This window comes from Haloferula chungangensis (assembly GCF_042664875.1).
Classification (GTDB): Bacteria; Verrucomicrobiota; Verrucomicrobiia; order Verrucomicrobiales; family Akkermansiaceae; genus Haloferula; species Haloferula chungangensis.
The window spans coordinates 41,992-64,457 of the sequence record NZ_JBHTBS010000010.1; the positions used below are offsets into that span (position 1 = coordinate 41,992).

Sequence of the window (22,466 nt, forward strand, 5' to 3'; positions counted from 1 at the left end):
GGGACTTGGCCAGCCGAAAAGCGCGGCCTGGCCCCTTGCTCATGGGGATAACGAATATTTGAGGAATTTATTAGGTGAAATCCGGAGGAATTTCGCCGTTTGGAAGGGTTCGGAGTTCTCTGGGCGCACGGACTTCTGTTCCGCGAGCACGGTGTGATTCACAGATCACCGATCGCAGAGAAGCACGAGCCGATCCAAAATGATGAGAACGAGCGGATCGCCACTCATGTCGGGAAGAGGGGGGCAGCGGCGGGCGCTCTTCCATCGCTGGTGGGGTGGATTGGAGTGCCTGACCCTATTCGGTCGCGGCGTCTTCCGAGGCCACTTTCTTTTTGCTCTGATAGTGCTCGACGATGCGCTCGGCGATGGTGTTCTCGATCAGGCCGGCGGTGGCGAGATCCTTGGCGAGCTTGCGTGCGGCGGCGGTTTCGATCGCCGTGAGTTCTCGTTCCGAGTTGGCTCGGTCGGCAGGAAGGATTTCCAGATTGGGAATGATCTTTTCAAGTCCTGGCGACAACTTGGGATCGATCAGCGGGAGGATCACGGGAGTGCCGGACAGACTGATGGGCATGCGACCATCCTGGAGGTCGCTGATGTCGGCCTTGTCGTTGAGGATTTCCAGCCGCTTGGCGGATTCGTAGGCACTGGTGAGCGTGTTGCGGGCGAGTTCCTCTTTGACGGGGTAGTCGGTGCTTGGGCTTTCACCGAAGTCATCCATCTGGTCATGAAGAAAGACGCGATCAAACAGTTCGGTAGGCGTCAGGCCGAGGTCGCTGGCCTGTTGGATCAGCGCGACACTTTGAAGGAGGGTGGCGTGAGCCGCCTCGGCTTCGAACTGTCGGTAGAACGATGAGTCGGTGGTGATGCTCTGGAGCTCGGCGACGATCTCCTTTTTCGCCACGTGTCGGCGGTAGTGCTTGTGAACAAACAGCGAAGCAACCAGCAGGACGACGGTGAGAGCGGAGTAGCGGAGAATGTCGATGATGCGGGGGTCCATTAGGTCCAGATGGATTTGGTTGGTTTCTTGGCTTGCTCGGGCTCGGCGAAGTTGCGCTGGTCGCGGGCGTGAAAGAGGGCTTCCTCGCGGGTGATGTAGCCTTGTTGAAGCAGTCCGGCAATGGATTGGTCAATCGTTCGGTTGCCATCCTGGTGACCGATTTCCATGAGGCCGACGATTTGCTCGAACTTTTTCTCGCGGATGCAGGCTCGGATCCCGTGGTTGGCCCGGAGGATTTCGGAGGCGAGGACGCGGCCCTTTCCATCGGCCCGGGAGATCAGGCGCTGGGAGACGATGCCTTCCACCACACTGGCGAGCTGGGTGATGATCTGGGCTTGCTGGTCGGCGGGGAACACATCGACGAGGCGGTCGATCGACTGTGGGGCATCGAGCGTGTGGAGCGTGGCAAGAACGAGGTGACCGGTCTCCGCGGCAGTGAGGGCGATGCGAATGGTTTCAAGGTCGCGGAGCTCGGAAACGACGATGACGTCCGGGTCCTGGCGAAGTGCCTGGCGCAGGGCGATGGGAAATCCGCGGGTGTCGTGGCCGATCTCGCGCTGCTTGATGAGGCAGCTGCTGTGGGAGTAGACGAATTCGATGGGGTCCTCGATAGTGACGATGACGCCGGAACGCGTCTCGGAGATGCGTTTGATCATCGCCGCCAGGCTGGTGGTCTTTCCCGATCCGGTGATGCCGGTGACGAGGATGAGGCCGCGGCGGAGATTGCAGAGCTCGGCGACGACGGAGTGGTGGCCGAGGTTGTCGAGTTCCGGAATCTCATCGGGGATATGTCGGAAGGCGGCTTCGTGACTGCCGCGAACGACGTGCACGTTTCCCCGGAATCGTCCGACGCCATCGAGGTGCAGGGCGTAGTCGAGTTCCCAGTTCTCATCGAGGTTCGAGCGCTGGGTTTCGGAAAGGGTGTCGTCGATGAGACGCTTAACCGTCGGCGGATCGAGGATGAAGTCCTCGAGCGGCACCAGGTTGCCTGAAACGCGTGCTGCAGGCGGGGCCCAGCCGGATAGGTGAAGGTCGGAGCCGCCGAGTTCGACAGCTTGACGGAGGTAGTCGGTGATTTCTCTGGCTTGGCTCACGAGATGACTGGGGTTGATGATTTATGAAATACCACGCAGGGCCCGATCGAGATCCTGAGGGCGATCGCAGGCGGCGCGGGCGGTGTCTGGATCGATGATGTTCTGCTCCACGGCGGCGACAAGATAGCGGATGAAGGGGCAGGCGCCGTCACTTTTGGAAGTGCTGACGTGATCGCGCAATTCGTCGAATCGTCCTTCGGCGATCCACTTGCGGGTGACGGAGGCGTTTTGGAAATACTCGAGCACGGCAACGAGGCCGCCATTGATCCGGGGGAGGAGTTGCTGGGACACCACGCCGATGAGCTGCTGGGAGAGCAGGCTGGCGGTGCTGGCGGTGTGGGTGGTGATGAGTCGCGCGATCCGTTCGAGTGAAGTGGTGACCCCGGCGACGCCCGAGCCGTGCAGCGTGGAAATGACGAGATGGCCGGTTTCCGAGGCGCGCAGGGCGGCGAGCGCGGATTCGGCATCACGGATCTCTCCGAAAAAAATGACGTCGGGATTTTGGCGCAGGGCCTGACGCAGGGCGACGTCGAAGTCGCCGGTGTCGTGATGGACTTCGCGCTGGGAAAAGTAGGATTGATCGTTTCGAAAGAGGTACTCGATGGGGTCCTCGATGGTGACGATGTGGCGCGAGTGGTGCTTGTTGATCCAGTCGAGGCAGGCGGCGACCGAGGTCGATTTCCCGGAGCCGGTTGGTCCGCTGAAAAGGATCAGACCGGAGCGGCGCTGGAGCCACGAGGTAAGCAACTCGCCGGGCAAGCCGAGTTCGTCGAACGAGGGGGCGACTTCCTTGATGGGTCGCATGACCAGTGCGAGGCGACCGAGCGTGCGATAGGCATTGAGTCGGAGGCGTCCGGCTCCGGCGACTTCAAGGCTGGCGTCGCCGTCGTTCTGCTTCTCGGGGTCGAGTCCGCAGGATCTCCAGATCTCGGCGATCGATGAGTGATCGAGTTCTTCCCCGTGGGCGACGACGACCTCGCCATTGGTCCTGACGCGGGGCCGTTCTCCTTCGACGAGGAAGACGTCGCTTGCTCCGCCGGTGAAGGCTGTGGATAGCAGATCGGCAAGGGCGGGGGTCATCTCGACGCGCACCCTAACGGATTTTAGGGCTTCGGAAAGTGAGAAGGCGGGTGGTGACGCGGATTGTGCTAGTCGCAGATGATGCTATTTACTGGCAACTCTGAGTTCCCGATTGTCTGCTACCAAAGATGAAAGGTGAAACTTTTAGGATCTATCCCGCCGTTGCCACGCTACTGGTCCTGTTGGCGCTCTTTCTACTTTGGGAGAACAAGTCGAAAACCGGGAGCGACGATGCCGAGGAGTTAGTGCGGGAAAGCGGGTCTCGTTTTCAAACCGATACGCCTGAAGCTGGAATTCGAAATGGTGAACCTCCATTGGGTCAGAAGCGGGTGCTGCTCCGGCCGAGCGATGAGGAACGCAAAGTAAACTCTCCAGCGAGCAGGAAATCTCAATTGGAGGAGGAGCTGGAAGAATTGAAAAAAGCAGGTCTCGGGGGGAGGCATCCGAATGTCCGCCAGATTGAGGAGGAGATTCGTAAGATTGTCGAAGAGGGCGACTGAAGGCATCTCACAGCATCCCCAAAGAAAAACCCCGGCGATCGAAATCGTCGGGGTCGTTCTAAAAATGGTACTCAGGACAGGAATCGAACCTGCACGGGCGCAATGCCCACTAGATCCTTAGTCTAGCGCGTCTACCAATTCCGCCACCTGAGCTTTGTGTGGTTGGTTGGTGCGCGGGGATTTAGGGAGCGATCCGGAAGTTGGCAAGAGAATCTTTGAAAGAAATTCAATTCTTTCGTCCCAGATCGAGGCTTGCCAGATGAGGAATGCCTTGGAGCATGGGCGCGCTCGTCATGGAATCGATTCGCGTCAGTGCCGTTGTTAAGAAGTTCGGAGCCGTCACGGCGCTCGATGGCGTGAGCGTGGAAGTGGATGCCGGGGAGCTGTTTTTCCTGCTCGGAGCTTCGGGCTGCGGAAAGACGACCTTGCTACGATGCATTGCGGGTCTGGAGACGCCGACTTCGGGTCAAATCCGATTCGGGGAGAAGGAAGTGAGCTCCCTGCCGCCGCACAAGCGGGAAGCCGCGATGGTTTTTCAAAGTTACGCGCTGTGGCCCCATTTGAATGTGGAAAGGAACGTCGCGTTCGGTCTGGAGGAACGGAAGGTTTCCAAGGAGGAGATCAGGCGCCGGGTTGGTGAAGCGCTGGAGCTTGTCCATCTCAGTGGCATGGGTGATCGGGGCATTGATCAGTTGTCCGGAGGGCAGCAGCAGCGCGTCGCTCTGGCCCGCGCGCTGGTGGTGCGTCCGAAGTGCCTGCTGCTCGATGAGCCGCTCTCGAACCTTGACGCGAAGCTCCGGATCGAAATGCGCCGGGAGATCCGCAGGATCGTGAAGGAGGGCGGTCTAACAGGTATCTACGTGACTCACGATCAGGAGGAGGCCTTGGCGATGGCTGATCGGATGGCCATCATGAATGGCGGGCGGATCGAGCAGCTCGGTCGCCCGGAGGAGATCTATCGTCAGCCGCGCTCAGCGTATGTGGCCGGATTCATCGGTGAGACGAATTTGATCAAGGGAAGGGTGATCGGGGTGAAGGATGGCGATGTGATGGCAGAGACTCCGGTGGGCGTCATGGTCGGTCAAACGGCGGACGAATCCTGGACGCCCAGCGATGGAGAGACGGTGCTTCTGTCGATTCGCCCCGAAGCCTGGAACATCGGAGACGGAGACCGCGACAACGGCGTGGAAGGCAAAGTGACCGAACGAAGTTATCTGGGGCAGTGCATCCAGTACGTCGTCAGCACGGCAGCGGGCATGCAGCATGTGGTGGAGCTGAATCCGCTGAAGCTTCATGAGCGTGGGGAAACGTCGATTCGTCTCTCCGTGAGGCGCACGGATGTGGTCGTTCTAAAGGATTGAGCCATGTTGAAACGAGTCCTACCGGTGTTTGTTCTGCTGGCCATCGTGGTGGCGGCACCGCTGCTGCTGCGACGTGACACAGAGGTCGCGAAGGCGGACGACAGTGAGGACCGTCTGGTCATCATCACTCCTCATAATGATTCGATTCGCAATGAATTCGGCGAGGCCTTTGCGGCCCATTGGAAAGAGAAGACGGGACGCAGGCTTTACATCGACTGGCGTGCTCCCGGAGGTGGTGGAGATATTTTGCGGGTGATTGGGAGTTCGTTCGCCGCGGCGCATGCGCTTGGCAAGGATGGCACGGATCTGGATGTGTTCTTCGGAGGAGGGACCAAGGATTTCATCAAGCAGGCATCGCTCGGGCACTTGGCCAGAATCGAGGCCTTCGAGAGTCATCCGGAATGGTTCGGAGAGGAAAGGTTGCCGGCGGGGTTTTCGGGTGAGACGTACTACGATTCCGAGCACCGCTGGGTGGGAGTTTGCGTTTCGCAGTTTGGGATCGTCTATAACCGGGACGTCATCGAGTGGATGGGTATCGCGGCTCCTCAGGAGTGGAGTGATCTCGGAGATCCAGCTTATTTCGGGAAGCTCGCCCTCGCAGACCCGACCAAGAGCAGTTCGGTCACTCAGGCATTCGAAATGCTTGTGCAGGAGCAGATGCAGAAGGTGATCCGCGAGAAGGGCGATTCCGCAGAATCACGATCGGAAGGGTGGGCGCTGGGGATGAACATGCTGCAGAAGTTCGCGGCGAACGCACGCTACTTCACCGACTCCGCCAGCAAGATTCCGCACGACGTCGCGATGGGCGATGCGGCGGCGGGAACCTGCATCGATTTCTACGGTCGCTCGTTTGAAGATGCGGTGCGCGATGACTCTGGCCGGAGCCGGGTCCACTGGGTTTCTCCCGAAGGGGGGACCTCCTTGAATGTCGACTCGGTGGCGATCTTTCGCGGTGCGCCGCAGATGGAAATCGCGCAGGGGTTTGTGACGTTTTGTCTGAGCGAAAAAGGTCAGTTGCTATGGAATCGGAAGCCGGGTTCGGAGGGCGGTCCGAAGGCGCGGGCGCTGCGACGGCTCCCGGTACGGCGTGACATGTATAGGACGGAGCTGATGGCGGACTTCACGGATGCCGGGGCGATGCCCTATGAGCGCACCGGGCAGTTCGTGTATCAGCCTGAGCTGACGGGTAAGGCATTCAATACCCTGCGTGTGATCTTCCGTGCGATGTGCATGGATCCTCACGAGGAAATGAAGAAGGCGTGGAGTCGTTTGGCGGTCGATGCCCGAGGTGACTTGTCGGTTTTTCATGATGTCTCGGCGGTCAATTACGAGCGGGTGATGAATGAGCTGGTGCCGATGGTGCAGGATGGTGACCCGATCGAGTTGACGCGAACCATGACGGAGATCTCGAAGCAGTTCCGGAGAAACTACCAGCGGGCTGCAGAGGAGAAAGGGGGGCAGCCATGAAGCGCAGCCACGCCATTTTGGTGACGGTCGCGGTTAGCCTCATTTTTGCCTTCTTCTTTGTCTATCCGGCTTTGTCGGTGGTGAAGGAGGCTTTCGAAAGCGAGGACGGGCTGACGCTCGACTTCGTGCGCGAGGTGTTTCGCAATCCGGTTTACGTGGAAGGATTGAGGAATGCTCTGATGCTCGGCATCGTCAGCACCTTGGCGACCTTCGTGATCGCGTTTCCGCTCGCCTTGTTTTCGCATCGCTATGACTTCTTTGGGAAAAAGGCGCTGGGCATCCTGATATTGGTCCCCTTGGTTCTGCCGCCCTTTGTGGGAGCGATTGGAGTGGTCCACATCCTCGGGGTCACCGGCTCACTCAATGCCTTGCTCATTGATTGGGGTTTGATGGAATCGACGAGCAGGATCGATTGGCTGGCGAATGGAAGGTTCTGGGGGATTGTGGCGATGAACGCGCTGCACCTCTATCCCATCCTCTACATGAACATTGCGGCGTCGCTGGCGAATCTGGATCCGGCAATGGAGCAGGCGGCGGAAAATCTGGGCTGCTCTCCGAGGCGTCGTTTGTTTCGGATCACCCTGCCACTGGCAATGCCCGGGATCTTTGCGGGTGGCTCGATCGTGTTCATCTGGTCCTTCACCGAGCTCGGTGTTCCGCTGGTTTTCAACTACAGCCGGGTCGCTCCGGTGCAGGTATTTGATGGCATCAAGGACCTTGGCGGAAACCCGGCACCGTATGCTCTGGTAGCCGTGATTCTGGTGATCTCAGCGATCGTCTTCGGCGTGACGAAGTTCGTCTTCGGGCGAGGAAAATCGGGAGCTCAACCGCGACCGAAGGGACGGGATGCCGCGATCAAGCTGCGGGGGTTCAAATCGCTCGGGTTGGCGGCGGTCTTCGCCGGCGTGTTCGTCATCGCCTCGATTCCCCACCTCGGCGTGGTGCTGCTATCCTTGTCGGAAAATTGGTATGATAGTGTGGCTCCGCTGCATCTGACATGGAGGCATTTCGCGGAGGCGCTTGGTGATCCGCTGGTGGTTCCATCGATTGAGAACAGCCTGCTTTATGCCTCGGTGGCAACGATGTTGGCGGTGATTCTCGGGCTGGCCATCGCCTGGGTGGTGGTGAGGAGTGATATCAAAGGACGGGGTGTTCTTGATGCCTTGGTGATGCTTCCGCTGGCCGTGCCTGGATTGGTTCTGGCCTTCGGATACCTGGCGCTTTCACAGGAAGGTCAGCCCCTGCATTTTCTCATGGGTGCGGGAGGGAGTCCGGCGATGCTGCTGATCGTGGCTTATGCCGTACGACGTTTGCCGTATGTTGTGAGGGCGGCGGTGGCAGGACTTCAGCAGAGCAACCCTGCAATGGAGGAGGCCGCGCGTTCCCTGGGCGCCGGACCATGGAGAACCCTGTGGCGCATATCGATCCCGCTGATCGGAGCGAATGTGGCCGCGGGCGCGATCCTGGCCTTCGCCTTCTCGATGTTGGAAGTCAGCGACAGCTTGATCCTTGCCCAGCAGGCGCAGCATTATCCGATCACCAAGGCGATCTACACCCTGCTGAGCACGCTGGGCAACGGCCACGAACTTGCCGCAGCTCTCGGTGTCTGGGCGATGGTCTTCCTCGGCATCGCGATCGCCGGCGCGGCGGGCATCGGGGGAAAGAAGGGCGGCTTGTTCAAGATGTGAAGACGCTTTGATCCTTCTTGCTCTTGATGAAGTGCACGCTAGAAGACGGCGAGTGATCCGATATTTTGCTGCCCTGCTTCTTGTCCTGAGCGCCACCCTTTCCAGTGGCCAGGATCTCCAGCCGCGTCGCTGGGGGCATTTCCCGATGGATACGAATTTTGCGGGCGTGCTCTATGGCTATACCTCGGCGGATCTTTATCTGAATCCGAGTCTGAGAGTTGAAAACGCGACCTTGGATAAACATACGGCCGCGTTCAGCTATGTGCGGAGTTTTGAGCTGCTCGGAAAATCGGCACGTTTCGACCTGGTGCAGGCCTATCAGGATGGCCGATGGGAAGGTGTCGTGGATGGAGTGGATACGTCCACGAGCCGGACCGGTTTCAGCGACACGGCGCTCCGGTTCTCGATGAACCTCTATGGGGCTCCGCCACTTTCCGGTGAGGAGTATCTGAAGTATCGGGCCGAGAAGCGAGACTGCGAGACGATCGTAGGTGCGGCGCTGATCGTGGTGCTTCCGACCGGCCACTACCTGAAGGACCGCTTGCTCAACCTTGGCGAGAATCGTTTTACGATTCGCCCTCAAATCGGCATGGTTCATAGCCGCGGACCCTGGTCGTTTGAGCTGACGGGCAGTGTCTGGTTCTATACCGACAACGATTCGTTCTTCAATGGCAGCACTCTTGAACAGGACCCGCTGTGGTCCTTTCAGAGCCACGTCGTCTACACCTTCCGGCCCGGCTTCTGGCTCGCGACGGGGGCGGCTTTCGGAACGGATGGTCAATCGACACTCGATGGAAACCGCCTCAACGACTACAAAAACAATTTCCTCTGGGGGACGAGCCTGGGCATGTCGATCTCGCCGAAGCTCGGCTTCCAGTTGACATACATCAGCTCAAAGACGCTCGAGCGGAGTGGTGCGGACTCCGATTCCTTTTTGTTGGGAGCCACCTACATGTGGTGACTTGAGTTACGGCGCTTTCTGGCGGAGCTGCTCGAGTCTGGAGAGGGGTTTGGCAGCTGGCTTGTTTTCTTTTGCTTTGTCCGCCTTGGGTTTGGCGGCGACTTCTTTCTGCGACGGTTTGTCGATGCGCAGGGTGCCGCCGTGGCCGGTTTGGTGGAGGATGGTGGTGCCTTGGTCAGGGACATCGATGCGGAGGAAAAGGCCGTTGTGCTTACCGACCGCCGCGTCCTTGGCGACTTCGATGGGGAAAGTGAGATCGGCAGTTCCGTGGGGGAACTCGATGGGCTTGGTTTTTGTGCCGTGGGGAAGCCCCATGAGCTCGGCTTTCGCCTTTCCTTTGAACGTTGTTAGATACTCAAGTTTGCAGAGAACCGGAACATTGCGGGACTGTTCGGTGGCGCTGAGATCGATAGTTGCCGTGACCCATGGTTCGACAACTTTCAGCGGAACTAGTGATGACGAGACGAAGACGGGGCCCTGGGCTGTGTTGGCATCGGCGAGCACGCAAACCTGCCATTCGCCACCGGGCGCATCGGCGTTGGCATTGATTTCGTAGTCGATCTCGTTCTTGCCTTTCTCAAGTTTGAGATTGGTGGGTGATCCGATGCCGGGGGGATTCCAGAGGAAACGCAGATTGATCGCTTCGTCAAAGCCGTCCTGACGATGGGCGCGGACCTTCAATTTCAGAATACCCCGCTGGACGATGGGGGTGGGTGGGGTTTCGAGAGTGATCGTGAAGGGGGCCTCTTCGATGATGGCGACGGCAATCTTTTCCGAGAAGGTCGAGTGGTAGGGGCCCTGATTGTTGACTTCGACGTGGTGGATTTCCTCTTTCAATGGTCCCGACACCTGCGGGGCTTTGTCGCCAGTGGAGCGGATGGTGAAAGGGACGTAGCCACCCGCGATCGCGGCGTCGGCCTGCGCTTCGAAAACGACCGGAAAGCTGGTAAGCGAGCGCGGGATCTCCGGGACGTGCATGCTCATGCCCGCGGGAAGAGGGCCGCTATCGAAGAGGGCGTCACAGCCGAGATTGCTGCGCGCGATGTTGACGACAGTGGCATAGCGGTTGCCGCGCGGGACGCTGATGACTTTGCGCACCTGGGATTTGTTTCGCTCGGCCACCGGCAGCGTGGCGGAGATGGACGGGGCTCGGGTGGTGGCTTCAAGGCGGTAGAAGAAGTCCGGGCCCGAGCGCATGAGTTTGTCGCGGACGCTGACAAAGTAGTCTCCATCCGCAGGACAGGTCCATTTGAGGATGGAGTCGGGGCTCCCCTGATCGTCATTGTTGGCGAGGCCCTTGCCTTTGGAATCATGGACGCCGATCACCGAATCGAGCGGCGAGCGGAGGCCACGCGCGAGGATATTGAAATCGAGGTTCTGACCCTTCTTGGCCGCGAATCGATACCAATCGACGTCCTTTTCTTTCGAAATCAAACCGTGGACGGCGAAAGGAATGGCGGGGGCCGGAGTCGCGGCTTTGGCGCCTTCGTTCGGCTCGGTTTCGACGAGATGTTCGAGAGGGGAGACTTCAATCCAGTTGGGTGAGGGAGAGAACAGCCCCCCGCGTTCGGCGAAGACGGGGAAGCGGCCGGAGGCGTCGGGCGGGATCGTGATGCTGCGGGTGAGCTCACCGGAGGGATCTCCGATAAAGCGGAAGTCGAGGGTCTCACCGGGCTTGGCTCCGGGGGGGAAGGCGGCAGAAGGGCGGGGGAAGCTGCCGATATGCAGGCGATAAGCGGATTGATCGTTGCCTTCATACGCGGCCTCGCGAACGACGATGCGATACTCGCCGTCTTCAGGTGCGATGATCGAGGCGGAGGCGTCGGTGTAGAGGAGAGGGGAGTCGTCGCAGGCGGCAAGCTCAAAGCGCTTTGGATCAAGGATGGCGACGTAGGCATCGAAGAAAAGCCGACCGAGACGCATGGCTTCGACTTCGACGGAAAGCGCTTCGCCCTTCTTGAGGTTCACGGAGTAAACATCCTCGTCCTCGGTCTTGGCAAGGCCCTGAACCGTGGAGTTGAGTGACACCTTTTGTGGCGCTTCGAAGCTGTTGTTAGGTTCCTTCTCTTCAAGCGTAGAAAACTGACCGACCCAGAGGCTGCGGAGGAAGGTGACGCCGCCCTTGGTGCGGAGCCGCAGCGGGTGTTCGCCAAGTTCGGCATCCGGTGAGATGCGGATCCGGGCGATCACATGTTTGGGATCCTTGGCTTCGAGCTTGAGGACTTCGATGCCCGACTTGTGGAAAAGAATTTCTTCCGGAGCCTCGAGTCGGTTTCCGCGGAGGTTGATGTCGATCTCGGTGCCGCGCTGAATGCCCTGGGGCAAAATGCGGGCGAGCTCGGGTGTGAAGCCGGCGTCGGCGACTGTTAGAAGAGCGAAGGCGAGAATGGAGAAGAGGCGGAGCATGTCGGAAGGGCTTATCGAAAGACCCGGTCAAGGGGTTCGAAGATTGGGTTCAGCCAGCTGGAAAAAGTCACCTGGATCGATAGAGGTCCGATCTTTCGCTCGTCCTTCCCGAGCCGGGAGATCGATGAATATTCGGGGATCAAGGTGGTGCGGTTAATCGCCGTTCCTTTCTCCATGAGCAGGAAATACGCAGCAACATAGACGACCCCGAGGATGATGACCGTCGGGATGAGTCTGGCGAGGGCTCTCAGGCAGCGATTGGTGAACTTCATGGGTGTCGCGGTAACTCACAAATAGCACGGTCGATGCCTGTCGAGTCTCTCCATTCGTCGGGATGACCGGCAGGCAGCCAGTGCCATTTAAAAATTATGCCAGGATCGACTCGAGAACTTTGCCGCCGTCGATGATCTCGATCGGACGAAGACCGGGGGCCATGAGTTCCTTGTCGGCGGTGATGCCGATTTGTTTGTAAAGGGTGGTGGCGAGGTCGGCGACGGTGACGCCATCGGTATCAACTTCACCGCCTAGGGCGTCGGACGAACCGTGGACGTAGCCCCTTTTCGTGCCGCCACCGGCGAGCATGGTGGAGAAGACGCGGGGCCAGTGGTCCCGGCCACCGGTCGGGTTGATCTTGGGGGTCCGGCCGAATTCGGTGGTGACGAGCACGAGGGTCGAGTCGAGCATGCCGCGCTGCTCAAGGTCGTTGATCAGGGCGGCGATGGCCTTGTCGACGGAAGGAAGCTGTTTTTCGATGCCTGCTTTGATGTTGTCATGGTGGTCCCAGCCACCAGCTGTCAGGGAGACGAAGCGGGTTCCGGCTTCGATCAGACGACGTGCGAGGAGCATCCGCTGACCGGCGGCGGTTTTGCCGTAGGCCTCTTTGGTTTTGTCGGGCTCGGCTTTGAGGTTGAAGGCTTCGCGGGCTTTCTCGGATGAGATCAGTTTGTAGGCGTGCTGATAGAAGGCATCCATCGAGTCGAGCCCGTCGGACTCTTCCAAGCTGCGGAAGTGATGATCGACGGTTTCGAGCAGCGAGCGGCGTCGGGCAAAGCGTTCTTCGCTGACATCCTTGGGAAGGTTGAGGTCGCGGACCTGAAAGTTGCCCTGCTCGGGATTCGAGCCCAGTGCGAAGGGTCCGTAGGCGGAGGAAAGGTAGCCGGAGTTGGCGAACTCGTTTGGCACGTTTGGCACACAGACGTAGGGAGGGAGATTGTTTTTCGATCCGAGCTCGTGGGAGATCACCGAGCCGATCGAGGGGTAATCGACGGCTGGCGAGGGTCGGTAGCCGGTGAACATGTTGTGGGTGCCGCGCTCATGGGCGGCTTCGCCGTGCGACATCGAGCGGATGATCGTGAGCTTGTCGGCGATCTTGGCGAGATGCGGGAGCTTCTGACCGAATTGGATGCCGGGGAGCTTGGTGTCGATCGCACCGAAGGGTCCCCGGTATTCAGCAGGTGCGTAGGGCTTGGGATCGAAGGATTCCTGATGAGACAGGCCACCTGGCAGGAAAATATGGATGATGCCATTGGCCGGTCCTTCGGTGGTTTCATAGAATTTCTGAGCGGCCTTTGCCTGCTGCTGGAGGAATCCCGGCAAGGTAAGTCCGAGTCCTCCGAGCATTCCGACGTAGAGGAACTCGCGACGAGATGAATAGCGTTCGAGCGGGTTTCCTGGGCATTGGTGCTTCATAATTTGATCGGAACGAAAGGTTTCAAGGGCTACGGGGAAAATGGGTGAGGCTTTTCAGATGCCTCAAATGGATCGCAAATAGCCCCTTTGAGAGGGAGTGTAGGTGATATCGTTCCGGTTCTCAAGAATACGAACTCACCGGGCTCAAGACGCAGTGAAATGGTGCAGCGTCTAGTCGGCCGGGATGAAGGCGGTGGAGCCGATTCCAGAGAGACTGCCGCTAGGTGCCAGATTGAAGGGTTGGCCTCGCTGGGATCAGCGTTAGACTTTCTCCATGGAGTCGCCTCATCTGGATGTTTTCCGGGAAAGAGAGCTGCTGGGATCTGGTCCCAGTGGTGCGGTTTTTCGTGCGGTGAAGGCCGACGGATCAGTGAAGGTGGTGAAGCTGCTCGACGGAATGGCGATCAACCGACTGGTTCTGGAGAAGGCCTGCGCGCGATTGGAACGGGGGGGGTGGCCGAAAGGGGTGCTGGAGGTGCACGAGGCGGACTTTCGCGCGCGTCCGGCGGCTCGATTGACGGATTGTCTGGCCGATCAGCAGGAGGATGGGGAGTGGAGACCGAGAAGCCTGCAGCACCAGCTTGATGAGTTTCCCGGGGAGCGCTCGTGGCCGGTGGTGGTCGGGATGGCGGAGGCCTTGGCTGCGCTGCATGGTCGGCAGGTGGCTCATGGAAATTTGAAGCCGGGCAATGTGTTCTTCGATGACGATGGCAACCTGGTTCTGGTGGATTGGGGGCTTGGGCACATGCCCGGTGTTACCCATCTGGAATTCACGGATGCCTGCCTCTATCATCCGCCTGAGCAGCTGCGTTCGTCGGATGGCTATCTGGAAGAAGAGGGCTACCGCTGGGACGTTTTTGCCTTCGGAGTGCTCGCTTACCGCTTGCTGACCGGTGTCTTTCCCCGCTGCCACGCGACCTTTCAGAAGGTCGCTCCCGTTTGTGGCCAGACGAGCCGCGAGGGTGTCGCGGCGGACCTCAAGAAGATCGCCGTCGCCCTGGAGGGGCAGCCTGAAACTTCCTGGCCTGGTGAGCCCAAAACGCCGTTGGAGGAAGCGTATCGCGAGGTGATCGATGCCTGCCTGGCTTTGGACCCTCTGGCGCGTCCGGCCAATGCCATGGAGGTTCGTCGTTTGATGCGTGAGGCGGAGGTCGCCGTCGAGGAGGAGCTGAAGCGCGAAGAGGTTCTCGATCAGCGACGCCGAACTCAACACTCGGCTTGGCGTGCGACGGTGGCGGCGGGGGTTCTGACGGCGGCCGTGGTTGTCCTGGGGCTGCTTTGGCAGTGGACGCGTTCTCAGTTGGAACACGCCACCATTGAGCGAAAAGCGGAAGTGGATGGTCTGACGGAGGAGCTGCGGGTCGCGGAAGAGCAGCGGGATTTCGCTCACGAGGCGAAGCTTTCGGCGGAGCAAACCTTGCGGGATGAGGCGAGTACCTGGCTGGCTCGGGTGAAGGAATCGAGCGCCATGGGAGATCGGCTGTTTGCTTGGGCGATGGAAGAAGGGAATCGGAATCTGCCGCCTCTTGACAGTCGGGAGGTTCGTCTGGGCCGATTGGAGAATTACTACGTGAGCTTTCTCGAGCGAACCGAAGGAGTCGCTGGTCTCGAGGATGAGCGAGCACGTGCTCAGCTGCAATTGGCGGAAGTTTCGCTGGCCAGTGGCGACCCGGCCAAAGCCGCTCCTCGACTGGAAGCGGCCATTTCAGTTGCCGGCGATCTCGAGGAAGCGGGTGCCGATCTGGAACTCCGACTCGCAAAGGACCGTCTGTTTCTCGCTCTGTTGAGGCAGAAAAAGGGGGCGCCAGAAACCGAGGAGAGTTTCGGCGCTGCGCGTCAGGCACTGGAGGCCGTCCCGCAGGCGGAGGTGGATGCGGATCGCGTGGCGCGCTTGCTCGCGATTCTCGATATTCACGAGTCGCGCCAATTGGCAGCGGCGGGCGAGGAAGCCAGGGCGCTGGAATTGCTCCACCGTGCCGCAGAAGAGCTCAACCGTCTGGCGGCGAGTCGCCCCGACGCATCGATTCTCCGTTCCGAGCTGGTAGCCAGCTATCTCTCCTCGGCGACGATCCAGGACGCCATGGGCAAGCTGGGGGATGCGAGGACGGCGCTGACTCTGGCGGTGGATGTGCTGACGGAGCTGATCAAGGAGAAGCCTTCCGATCTGGATCTGCGCATCGATCTGGCGGGTTGCTATGGCTCGATCGCGGAGTCGGCCCTGATCGATGGGGATATGAAGACGGCGGAGTCGATGTCGAAGGCGGCGGTATCCCTGTTGGAGGAGTTGCTTCCCCACCGTCCAGGGAGCGCCGAGGCGAGATCCCTGCTCGCCGCACAGCGAGGTCTGATGGCGGGCATTTTGAGGGATCGGGGTGAAGGTGAGGAGGCGATGGAACTCTACGATGAAGGCCTCGGTCTGATTGCCGATCTAACAACCGGTGAAGACGCGGATCCGATGGCGCGCTACCGTTTTGCCCTGCTCACCTGGGAGAAGGGCAGGATGTTCGGTTTCGGCGGTGATCGGGAAAAGGAGATTCAGAACGAAGAGCAGGCTGCTGCGATGTTGGAGGATCTCCTGGAGAGCTCCCATGGTGGCCTAACAAGTGAGCAGTTGCGCCGTTCGCTAGGATACATTCTGGCTGACATGGGACTGGCTGCCCAGTTGGAGGAAAAGAAGGAGCTTTCGATCGATGCTTTCGCCCGGGCCGCGAAAGTATGGGAGTCGCTCAGTCGGGAACGTCCGAAGAACGAGGAGTATCAGGAGGCGCTGGAATGGACCCGGCAGGGTCTCCGCGAGCTTGAGTGAAGCCATCCATGCCGGTTCTCGATCACAATCTGGTGCGTGAGGTTTCGCGTTCGTTCTCAATCTCGCTTCAGCTGCTTCCCGGGCCGATGCGGGGACCTGTGAGTCTCGCTTACCTGCTGGCGCGGGCGAGCGACACCATCGCGGATACGGCTGATGTTCCCGCGGATGAACGCATGCAGTGGCTCGATGGATTCATTGCGGAGATCAGAGGGGGTGAGGTCGGCTGGCGACGCGACATCGGGCGCTTTTCCGAAAAGCAGAGCCATGCCGGGGAGCGACGTTTGATGGAGAGGCTCGACGAATGTTTCGCAGCGCTGGATCAGCTGAGTGCGCGGGAGCAGGCCATTGTGCGCGAGGTGATCGACATCATCACGGGAGGTCAGCGATTGGATGTGGAGAGGTTTTCAAAGGGCGCGGCCATCTTGCCGGACGCCGCCAGCCTGGAGGACTACTGCTGGAGAGTCGCCGGCTGTGTCGGCGCGTTCTGGACGAAGATCGGATTCGAGACTTTGGGCGAAAGGTTTTCCAGCGCAGATGCCGCCGACCTGGAAACTCGTGGAATTGCTTACGGCAAGGGATTGCAGTTGGTGAATATCCTGCGGGACCTGCCTGGGGATCTGAAGAATGGTCGCTGCTATCTTCCGGTCGCTGCGGCTCAGGACCACGACGCCTTGTTGAAGGAGGCGAGCAAGTGGCGGAAGATTTCCCGCGAGTGGCTGATGGAAGGGAAAATCTATTCAAAGGAACTGAAGGTCCGGCGTCTGCGGGCCGCAAGCGTGCTTCCGGCACTGCTCGGCGAGAAGACCTTGGACCTTCTCGACACCGCGGACTGGGCGAGGCTTCAAGATGGGGTGAAAATCACGCGCGCTTGCGTGCGCCGCAGTCTGCTTCGCGCGCTGCTCTGGTGAAAAGTCGCGACCTGAACCAATCGACTGCTCGACTTTGAGTCGTCAAAATCTAAGCTTCCCGCCAGATGCCGAGCAGCACGGTTGAAAACTACCTGAAAGCGATTCTCCGTTTGTCCGACGGTGGTGCGAGTGAGGAATTGGTGCCTATTGGGAAAATCGCGACCGCGCTGAGTCTGACGCCTGGCACGGTCACGACGATGATGAAGCACCTGGCGAAAGGGGGCTACCTCGAGTATTGGCCGCGCAAGGGGGTGATCCTGACTCCTTCAGGGGTGGGCGCCGCGGTGCAAGTCCTGCGTCGTCATCGCCTGATCGAGCTGTTCCTCGTCGAGGTCATGCATCTCGACTGGGCGCATGTTCACGAGGAGGCGGAGGTGCTGGAGCACGTGCTGTCGGACCGTCTGGTCGAACGGATCGACGAGATGCTGGGGCGACCTGCACATGATCCCCACGGCGATCCGATTCCGGATGTCAACGGGGTGGTCCGCGAGGATGATCTGCGGAAGCTCAGCGAGTGCGGTCCGGGACGGTATCAGGTGGTGCGTGTGGCTCGTGATGAACCGGAGTTCCTGAGCTGGTTGCAGAGCCAGGGGTTGAGACCGGGAATCAAAGTGGAAGTGGTGGCCCGCGATCCCTTGGCGGGCATTGTGGAAATCCGCGTGGCTGGCGTGACGGAGTCGATTCGAATGGGGGAGGCGGTTGCGGGTGTACTGGGGGTTCGGAAGTAAATCTGTTTTATTGGAAGCTTCTGCGGTCCTGGGAAGGATTGGGATTGCGTGACGGCAAGCTAGCCTCTGAAATGCCGCGCCCGGCGGAAGGCCGGAGGATTCCATGGATTATACGAAAAAAATCGCCCGACAGGTTGCCAGTGTCCCACGTTCCGGGATCCGCGACTTCTTCGAGCTCGTGCAAGGCCGTGAGGGCGTCATTTCCCTCGGTGTTGGTGAGCCGGACTTTGTCACTCCATGGCATATTCGCGAGGCGGCGATCTATTCCCTGGAACAGGGGCATACCAGCTACACCTCGAATCTCGGTCTGCCCGCTTTGCGCAAATCGATCGCTCGCTATGTCGATGATCTTTTCCACGTGAAGTATGAGGCCCTGAGTGAAGTGCTCGTGACCGTGGGGGTCTCGGAGGCGATTGATATCGCGCTGCGGGCCTTGCTCGATCCGGGTGACGAGGTGATCTACCACGAACCCTGCTACGTTTCCTACTCGCCAAGCATCGTCATGGCTTATGGCAAGGCGGTTGCGGTGGAGACAAGGAAGTCTGACGGCTTCTCCCTGAAACCGGAGGCTCTCGCCGCCGCCATCACGCCGAAAAGCCGGGTGCTGATGCTGAACTTTCCGACCAACCCTACGGGCGCGACGGCTAGCCGCGAAGACCTCGAAGGCATCGCCAAGCTGTGCATCGAGCACGACCTGATGGTGCTGAGCGACGAGATTTACTGCGAGCTCCGCTACGATCTCAACGAAGAGCACGTATCGATTGCCTCTCTGCCCGGGATGCGGGAACGCACGATCCTGCTGCACGGCTTTTCCAAAGCATTTGCCATGACCGGATTCCGTCTCGGCTATGCCTGTGCGCCGGAGCCGGTGATCGAGGCGATGATGAAGATTCACCAGTATTCGATGCTTTGCGCCCCGATCATGAGTCAGATGGCTGCGATCGAGGCCCTCGAAAATGGAGCGCCGGCAGTCGAGAAGATGCGCGACAGTTATCATCAGCGGCGTGACCTGTTAGTGAAGCGGCTCAATGAGATGGGGCTCGAGTGCCACTCTCCCGGTGGGGCATTCTACGTCTTCCCGGACATTCGTAAGACGGGGCTAAGCAGCAAGGAATTTGCGATGAAGCTCCTGGAGGAAGAAGGCGTCGCTGCCGTTCCGGGCACGGCGTTCGGCAACTCCGGCGAGGGATTCCTGCGTTGCTGTTATGCAACGAGCATGGAGGAGTTGCGCTTGGCGATGGATAAGATGGAAGCGTTTGTCGGCCGGCTTTAACGAAGCATGTCTAACCCCGATCCAGCGAACCTGAATGCCGAACGCTTGCGTTTGGAGGCACCCGATACCTGGGTGCCGCGTCAGGTTCTGCCCTTTGCCGTGTTCATCGGATTCCTGATGATCCTGCAGGTGGCGGACTCGTTTTTCAAACTCGATCTGCCGAATGCCCCCTGGTGGAGAAGGGCGCCTGAGCAGTGGCTCTACCCGCTGCAAACCGTAATCGCCCTTGGTCTGGTGATCCGATGGTGGCGGAGTTACGAGTTCAACTGGTCGTGGAAGTGGTCGCTCATTGGCGTGCTGTTCGGAGCGATCGGGATCGGCTTCTGGCTCCTGCCGACAACGGTCTACGACTGGCTCGGCATGGAGGGGAAAACGGAAGGCTGGCAGAAGTGGTTGGGACTGGACGCAAGGACCGAGGGATTTGATCCGGCGGAGGTCTTTGGTGACGGGACGATTGGCTACTGGTCGGCCCTCTTGATGCGCTTTCTCCGTGCGGTCGTGGTCGTCGCATTGGTCGAGGAAATCTTCTGGCGATCGTTTCTGATGCGATTGCTCCTCGATTGGGATGGCAAGTACTGGAAGCAGCCATTTGGGAAACCCTCCGCGCTGAGCTTCGCGGTCGTCACCGGTCTGTTCGTGGTTGCGCATGCTCCTGTCGATTACGCGGGTGCTTTGATCTATGGTTCCCTGACCTACCTGCTCTGCGTCTGGAGCAAGAATCTCGGTGCCTGCGTGGTGATGCACGCCGTGGCGAACCTGCTGATGGGATTGTATGCAGTAAACTTCGGCAAACTGGGACTCTGGTAGATCTGTCCCAAGCGGGGTTGTTCTGCTTCATCGCTCCTTTTATAAGCGAACACAGAGCCGTCTCGGCATCGGCCTGTTATGATCAGGCAGCCGCGTCGTGATCCCTGTGCTGAACTTCTTGTTGCCATGGGCCCGGTGGTCCGTCGATGGATTCAAGTCCCGGTTGATCCCTATTTTTTGGGATGCGGTCTTTTCGGATTAACCTTGCGGAACTTCGATGGGCGTCGCTAGGTCAGAATTAGCGCGTGCTGTAGACAGGTGCCGCGAATTTTTGGGGCGCGCTTCTTAAACTCAAACGCCTCGCGATATCGTCTCGATTCTGAAAAAACCCATGAAACATCAGATTACTTCCACAGCGTTCATCATTGTGTCGATGTTATCTCCCCTGGAGTGGTTGAGTTCCTGAGGGCATCAGTCCCCGGGGGGCGCCGCGGTTCTTGCCCCCTAAAAAGAGGGTAGGCAGTCCAGCGAAATGATTCACCGTCTGAAAGTTGAAGTGATGGGAAACAGCTGCAGCACGACATAGTATGAATTCTCTACGAGCGATCACTGGAATTTTGGTGACGGGAATCTGGTGTCAGGCTGCTGAGATAGAGGCGGATTTTCACATCTCACCCAGCGGATCGGACCATTGGTCGGGGACTTTGGAGGCCCCCAATATCGAGGGGGATGATGGCCCTTTTGCCAGTCTGGAGCGGGCCCGGGATGCGGTCCGTGAACTGAAAAAGAACAAGAAGGGAGATATAACCGTGCTCATTCGTGGCGGGACCTATCCGCTCGAGAGAACCGTGGTGTTCGGACTTGAGGATGGGGGCGAAGGGGATTCAAGCATTACCTATGCCGCCTATCCGGGAGAGACGCCGATTCTGAGTTCGGGCAAGGAGATCAAGGAGTGGAAGCAGGTGGAGACTCCGATTCCCGGATTGCCCGAAGAGGCTCGGGGAAATGTCTGGGAAGCCTCGGTTTCAGGTCGCTTTCTGACTCTCTACGACGAAGCGGGCATGCTGCCCCGGGCGCGCTCGGAGCGCTTTGTGCCGAGTGGCAGCGTGAACGAACTCAAGTTCCCGAAGGGACTCCTGAAGGAATGGCCGAATGTCAGCGATGTGGAGATCATTGTCCGTCCGACACGGCTCTGGATGATGAACGTGCTTCCCCTGGCCTCGGTTGATGAAAAGACCGGGGTGGCCCGCACGGAGATTCCTGCAACCTACGGCATGAACAAAATCGGCTGCTGGGTCGAGAACGTGGTGGAGCAACTCGATGAGCCGGGGGAATGGGCGCTGAACTCAAATGAGGGAAAAGTCTATCTTTGGCCACGCGACAAGTCGCCGGTGATGGCCCCCCAATTGATTGAGTTCATCCGGGTGGAGGGGAAGGTCGATGAAGAAGGCCCCAAGGATATCCCCGTCCGTAATCTTCGCTTCCGAGGTCTGACCTTCAAGCATGGCGAGCGCTACACCCTGGCGAAGGATGACGCCGGGACGCAGCACGATTGGGATATGTTTGATAAAGCCAACGCCATGGTACGCCTTCGCGGCGCCGAGAACTGCGTGATCGATGGCTGCCATTTTCTCTTCGGCGGGAGCGGAGCAATCCGCGTGGACCTTCATGGTCAGAAGAATACCATCTCAAACAACCACATTGAGCACATGGGTGGAGGCGGGATCCTGCTCTGTGGATACGGCCCGGGAACCAAAGACGTGAACAGGGAGAATCTTGTCTATAACAATCATATTCACCATGTCAGTGAGATCTACTGGCACTCGCCCGGGATCTTTCTTTGCCAGAGCGGGGAGAACCGGGTGGCCAACAATCTGATCCACCACACGAACTACTCCGGGATGATCGTCTCCGGGATTGTCTCGCGATTCTTTGTGAAGCAGGACAAGCGCGAGTCGAGCCGGGCCATCCGGTGGCACGAGGTCGGCGATATGCCGAAAAATCCGGAGATCGACGATGTGCGTCCCTACCTGCATACCCGCAACAACCTGATCGAGAGAAACGAGATCCATCATGTGATGCAGATGCTCGGCGATGGCAATGGAATCTACATTCGAGGGGCAGGCGCGGGAAACGTCATTCGCGACAACTTTATCCATCATCTCGAATCTCCAATCAATGGTCAGAGCGGCATGCGGACCGACGGTGGACAAATGGATACGCTTTTCACGGGGAATCTGCTCTACAAGTGCAAGTCTCAGGGCATGACCTTGAAGCTGAACAACCGCTTCGAAAACAACATCATTGCCGATGTGATTGCTCCCCGGGGCGTCTATCTCAAGATCGTCGAGGGGCCGATGAAGGGGGCGAGTAATATTCGTAATATTTTCTACTCCACCCAAGCGGACTGCAGTTTTATTTCCGAGCCGGGATCTGGAAAGGGTAAAGTGGGTGAAGATCGACGGGGGAGGGTTCCTGCGCGCATGGCGGATATCAATTCCGATCATAATATCTACTATTGTAAGGAGGACCCGGTGCGCGGAGAGATGACCTTGAAGAAACTTCAGGGCGATGGCATCGACGCCAATAGCCGTGCCATCGATCCGATGTTTGTGGATCCGGAAAGTGGCGATTTCCGATTCAAGCCGGGGTCGCCCGCGAAGCAGATGGGAATCAAGGAAATCGACCTTACCAAGGTCGGACTGAGAAAGCTCGAGGTAATTGAGGGAAATTCGGGTGCACTTGTTGAATGAATCATTTT

Annotated in this window: 17 protein-coding genes and 1 tRNA gene; 11 read left to right on the forward strand and 7 right to left on the reverse strand. The window is 59.0% G+C overall.

Annotation, left to right across the window (positions count from 1 at the left end):
- Positions 1-295 precede the first annotated feature (295 nt).
- Genes ACFQY0_RS16650 through ACFQY0_RS16660 form a run of 3 tightly spaced genes read right to left on the reverse strand, consistent with a single transcriptional unit; the run spans position 296 to position 3,183 of the window.
- The gene (locus ACFQY0_RS16650) at positions 296-997 is read right to left on the reverse strand and encodes a hypothetical protein (protein ID WP_379714709.1); all 702 of its coding nucleotides are present in this window, start codon (positions 995-997) and stop codon (positions 296-298) included.
- Positions 997-2,091 carry a type IV pilus twitching motility protein PilT gene (locus ACFQY0_RS16655; RefSeq protein WP_379714711.1) on the reverse strand — a complete coding sequence of 365 codons (1,095 nt, stop codon included), beginning with the start codon at positions 2,089-2,091 and terminating at the stop codon, positions 997-999. Before ACFQY0_RS16655 ends, ACFQY0_RS16650 begins: the two co-directional genes overlap by 1 nt.
- A gap of 21 nt (positions 2,092-2,112) precedes the next feature.
- Positions 2,113-3,183: a type IV pilus twitching motility protein PilT gene (locus ACFQY0_RS16660; RefSeq protein ID WP_379714713.1), complete on the reverse strand. Its 1,071-nt coding sequence runs from the start codon at positions 3,181-3,183 to the stop codon at positions 2,113-2,115.
- A 116-nt stretch (positions 3,184-3,299) separates the two neighbouring features.
- Between ACFQY0_RS16660 and ACFQY0_RS16665 the strand changes: the two genes are divergently transcribed.
- A complete protein-coding gene (locus ACFQY0_RS16665) occupies positions 3,300-3,671 on the forward strand; it encodes a hypothetical protein (protein WP_379714715.1) in 372 nt (123 codons plus the stop codon).
- Between the two features lie 65 nt (positions 3,672-3,736).
- On the opposite strand, the gene ACFQY0_RS16670 is transcribed toward ACFQY0_RS16665, so the two are convergent.
- Positions 3,737-3,824, reverse strand: a tRNA-Leu gene (locus tag ACFQY0_RS16670).
- Between the two features lie 140 nt (positions 3,825-3,964).
- On the opposite strand from ACFQY0_RS16670, the gene ACFQY0_RS16675 reads away from it, so the two are divergent.
- From ACFQY0_RS16675 to ACFQY0_RS16690, 4 genes are read left to right on the forward strand one after another with little or no spacing between them, the layout of a single operon-like run.
- On the forward strand, positions 3,965-5,032 hold the full coding sequence (locus ACFQY0_RS16675; RefSeq protein ID WP_379714865.1) for an ABC transporter ATP-binding protein: 1,068 nt from the start codon (positions 3,965-3,967) through the stop codon (positions 5,030-5,032).
- A gap of 3 nt (positions 5,033-5,035) precedes the next feature.
- Positions 5,036-6,499, forward strand: a complete 1,464-nt coding sequence (locus ACFQY0_RS16680) for an ABC transporter substrate-binding protein (RefSeq protein ID WP_379714717.1) — start codon at positions 5,036-5,038, stop codon at positions 6,497-6,499.
- Positions 6,496-8,187, forward strand: a complete 1,692-nt coding sequence (locus tag ACFQY0_RS16685) for an ABC transporter permease (protein WP_379714719.1) — start codon at positions 6,496-6,498, stop codon at positions 8,185-8,187. The genes ACFQY0_RS16680 and ACFQY0_RS16685 overlap by 4 nt, the downstream gene beginning before the upstream one ends.
- Before the next feature lie 52 nt (positions 8,188-8,239).
- Positions 8,240-9,148 carry a transporter gene (locus tag ACFQY0_RS16690; RefSeq protein ID WP_379714721.1) on the forward strand — a complete coding sequence of 303 codons (909 nt, stop codon included), beginning with the start codon at positions 8,240-8,242 and terminating at the stop codon, positions 9,146-9,148.
- A 6-nt stretch (positions 9,149-9,154) separates the two neighbouring features.
- On the opposite strand, the gene ACFQY0_RS16695 is transcribed toward ACFQY0_RS16690, so the two are convergent.
- The 3 genes from ACFQY0_RS16695 to ACFQY0_RS16705 all read right to left on the reverse strand — a co-directional run bounded on the left by ACFQY0_RS16695 (position 9,155) and on the right by ACFQY0_RS16705 (position 13,243).
- Complete coding sequence (locus tag ACFQY0_RS16695) at positions 9,155-11,554, reverse strand: pre-peptidase C-terminal domain-containing protein (RefSeq protein ID WP_379714723.1); 2,400 nt, start codon at positions 11,552-11,554, stop codon at positions 9,155-9,157.
- An 11-nt stretch (positions 11,555-11,565) separates the two neighbouring features.
- A complete protein-coding gene (locus tag ACFQY0_RS16700; RefSeq protein ID WP_379714726.1) occupies positions 11,566-11,826 on the reverse strand; it encodes a hypothetical protein in 261 nt (86 codons plus the stop codon).
- 94 nt (positions 11,827-11,920) lie between these two features.
- Entirely contained in the window at positions 11,921-13,243 is a 1,323-nt protein-coding gene (locus tag ACFQY0_RS16705; RefSeq protein WP_379714728.1) for a DUF1501 domain-containing protein, read from the reverse strand.
- Between the two features lie 274 nt (positions 13,244-13,517).
- Here ACFQY0_RS16705 and ACFQY0_RS16710 point away from each other — a divergent pair, with 274 nt between their 5' ends.
- The 6 genes from ACFQY0_RS16710 to ACFQY0_RS16735 all read left to right on the forward strand — a co-directional run bounded on the left by ACFQY0_RS16710 (position 13,518) and on the right by ACFQY0_RS16735 (position 22,458).
- On the forward strand, positions 13,518-16,049 hold the full coding sequence (locus tag ACFQY0_RS16710) for a protein kinase domain-containing protein (protein ID WP_379714730.1): 2,532 nt from the start codon (positions 13,518-13,520) through the stop codon (positions 16,047-16,049).
- Positions 16,050-16,057: 8 nt separating this feature from the next.
- The gene (locus ACFQY0_RS16715; RefSeq protein WP_379714732.1) at positions 16,058-16,957 is read left to right on the forward strand and encodes a squalene/phytoene synthase family protein; all 900 of its coding nucleotides are present in this window, start codon (positions 16,058-16,060) and stop codon (positions 16,955-16,957) included.
- A 65-nt stretch (positions 16,958-17,022) separates the two neighbouring features.
- Positions 17,023-17,685 (forward strand): metal-dependent transcriptional regulator, encoded by a 663-nt coding sequence (locus ACFQY0_RS16720; protein WP_379714735.1) that lies wholly within the window; start codon positions 17,023-17,025, stop codon positions 17,683-17,685.
- Between the two features lie 103 nt (positions 17,686-17,788).
- Positions 17,789-18,958, forward strand: a complete 1,170-nt coding sequence (locus ACFQY0_RS16725) for an aminotransferase class I/II-fold pyridoxal phosphate-dependent enzyme (protein ID WP_379714738.1) — start codon at positions 17,789-17,791, stop codon at positions 18,956-18,958.
- A 6-nt stretch (positions 18,959-18,964) separates the two neighbouring features.
- Entirely contained in the window at positions 18,965-19,765 is an 801-nt protein-coding gene (locus tag ACFQY0_RS16730; protein ID WP_379714741.1) for a CAAX prenyl protease-related protein, read from the forward strand.
- Positions 19,766-20,292: 527 nt separating this feature from the next.
- Positions 20,293-22,458 carry a right-handed parallel beta-helix repeat-containing protein gene (locus tag ACFQY0_RS16735; RefSeq protein WP_379714744.1) on the forward strand — a complete coding sequence of 722 codons (2,166 nt, stop codon included), beginning with the start codon at positions 20,293-20,295 and terminating at the stop codon, positions 22,456-22,458.
- The last annotated feature ends 8 nt before the right edge of the window (positions 22,459-22,466 follow it).

Bases quoted from the DNA above. Each gene is read 5' to 3' on its own strand.
- ACFQY0_RS16730 (WP_379714741.1), top strand. From the start codon at position 18,965: ATGTCTAACCCCGATCCAGCGAACCTGAATGCCGAACGCTTGCGTTTG.
- ACFQY0_RS16650 (WP_379714709.1), bottom strand. From the start codon at position 997: ATGGACCCCCGCATCATCGACATTCTCCGCTACTCCGCTCTCACCGTC.
- ACFQY0_RS16700 (WP_379714726.1), bottom strand. From the start codon at position 11,826: ATGAAGTTCACCAATCGCTGCCTGAGAGCCCTCGCCAGACTCATCCCG.
- ACFQY0_RS16715 (WP_379714732.1), top strand. From the start codon at position 16,058: ATGCCGGTTCTCGATCACAATCTGGTGCGTGAGGTTTCGCGTTCGTTC.
- ACFQY0_RS16710 (WP_379714730.1), top strand. From the start codon at position 13,518: ATGGAGTCGCCTCATCTGGATGTTTTCCGGGAAAGAGAGCTGCTGGGA.
- ACFQY0_RS16725 (WP_379714738.1), top strand. From the start codon at position 17,789: ATGGATTATACGAAAAAAATCGCCCGACAGGTTGCCAGTGTCCCACGT.
- ACFQY0_RS16720 (WP_379714735.1), top strand. From the start codon at position 17,023: ATGCCGAGCAGCACGGTTGAAAACTACCTGAAAGCGATTCTCCGTTTG.
- ACFQY0_RS16705 (WP_379714728.1), bottom strand. From the start codon at position 13,243: ATGAAGCACCAATGCCCAGGAAACCCGCTCGAACGCTATTCATCTCGT.
- ACFQY0_RS16675 (WP_379714865.1), top strand. From the start codon at position 3,965: ATGGAATCGATTCGCGTCAGTGCCGTTGTTAAGAAGTTCGGAGCCGTC.
- ACFQY0_RS16680 (WP_379714717.1), top strand. From the start codon at position 5,036: ATGTTGAAACGAGTCCTACCGGTGTTTGTTCTGCTGGCCATCGTGGTG.
- ACFQY0_RS16665 (WP_379714715.1), top strand. From the start codon at position 3,300: ATGAAAGGTGAAACTTTTAGGATCTATCCCGCCGTTGCCACGCTACTG.
- ACFQY0_RS16735 (WP_379714744.1), top strand. From the start codon at position 20,293: ATGAATTCTCTACGAGCGATCACTGGAATTTTGGTGACGGGAATCTGG.
- ACFQY0_RS16695 (WP_379714723.1), bottom strand. From the start codon at position 11,554: ATGCTCCGCCTCTTCTCCATTCTCGCCTTCGCTCTTCTAACAGTCGCC.
- ACFQY0_RS16685 (WP_379714719.1), top strand. From the start codon at position 6,496: ATGAAGCGCAGCCACGCCATTTTGGTGACGGTCGCGGTTAGCCTCATT.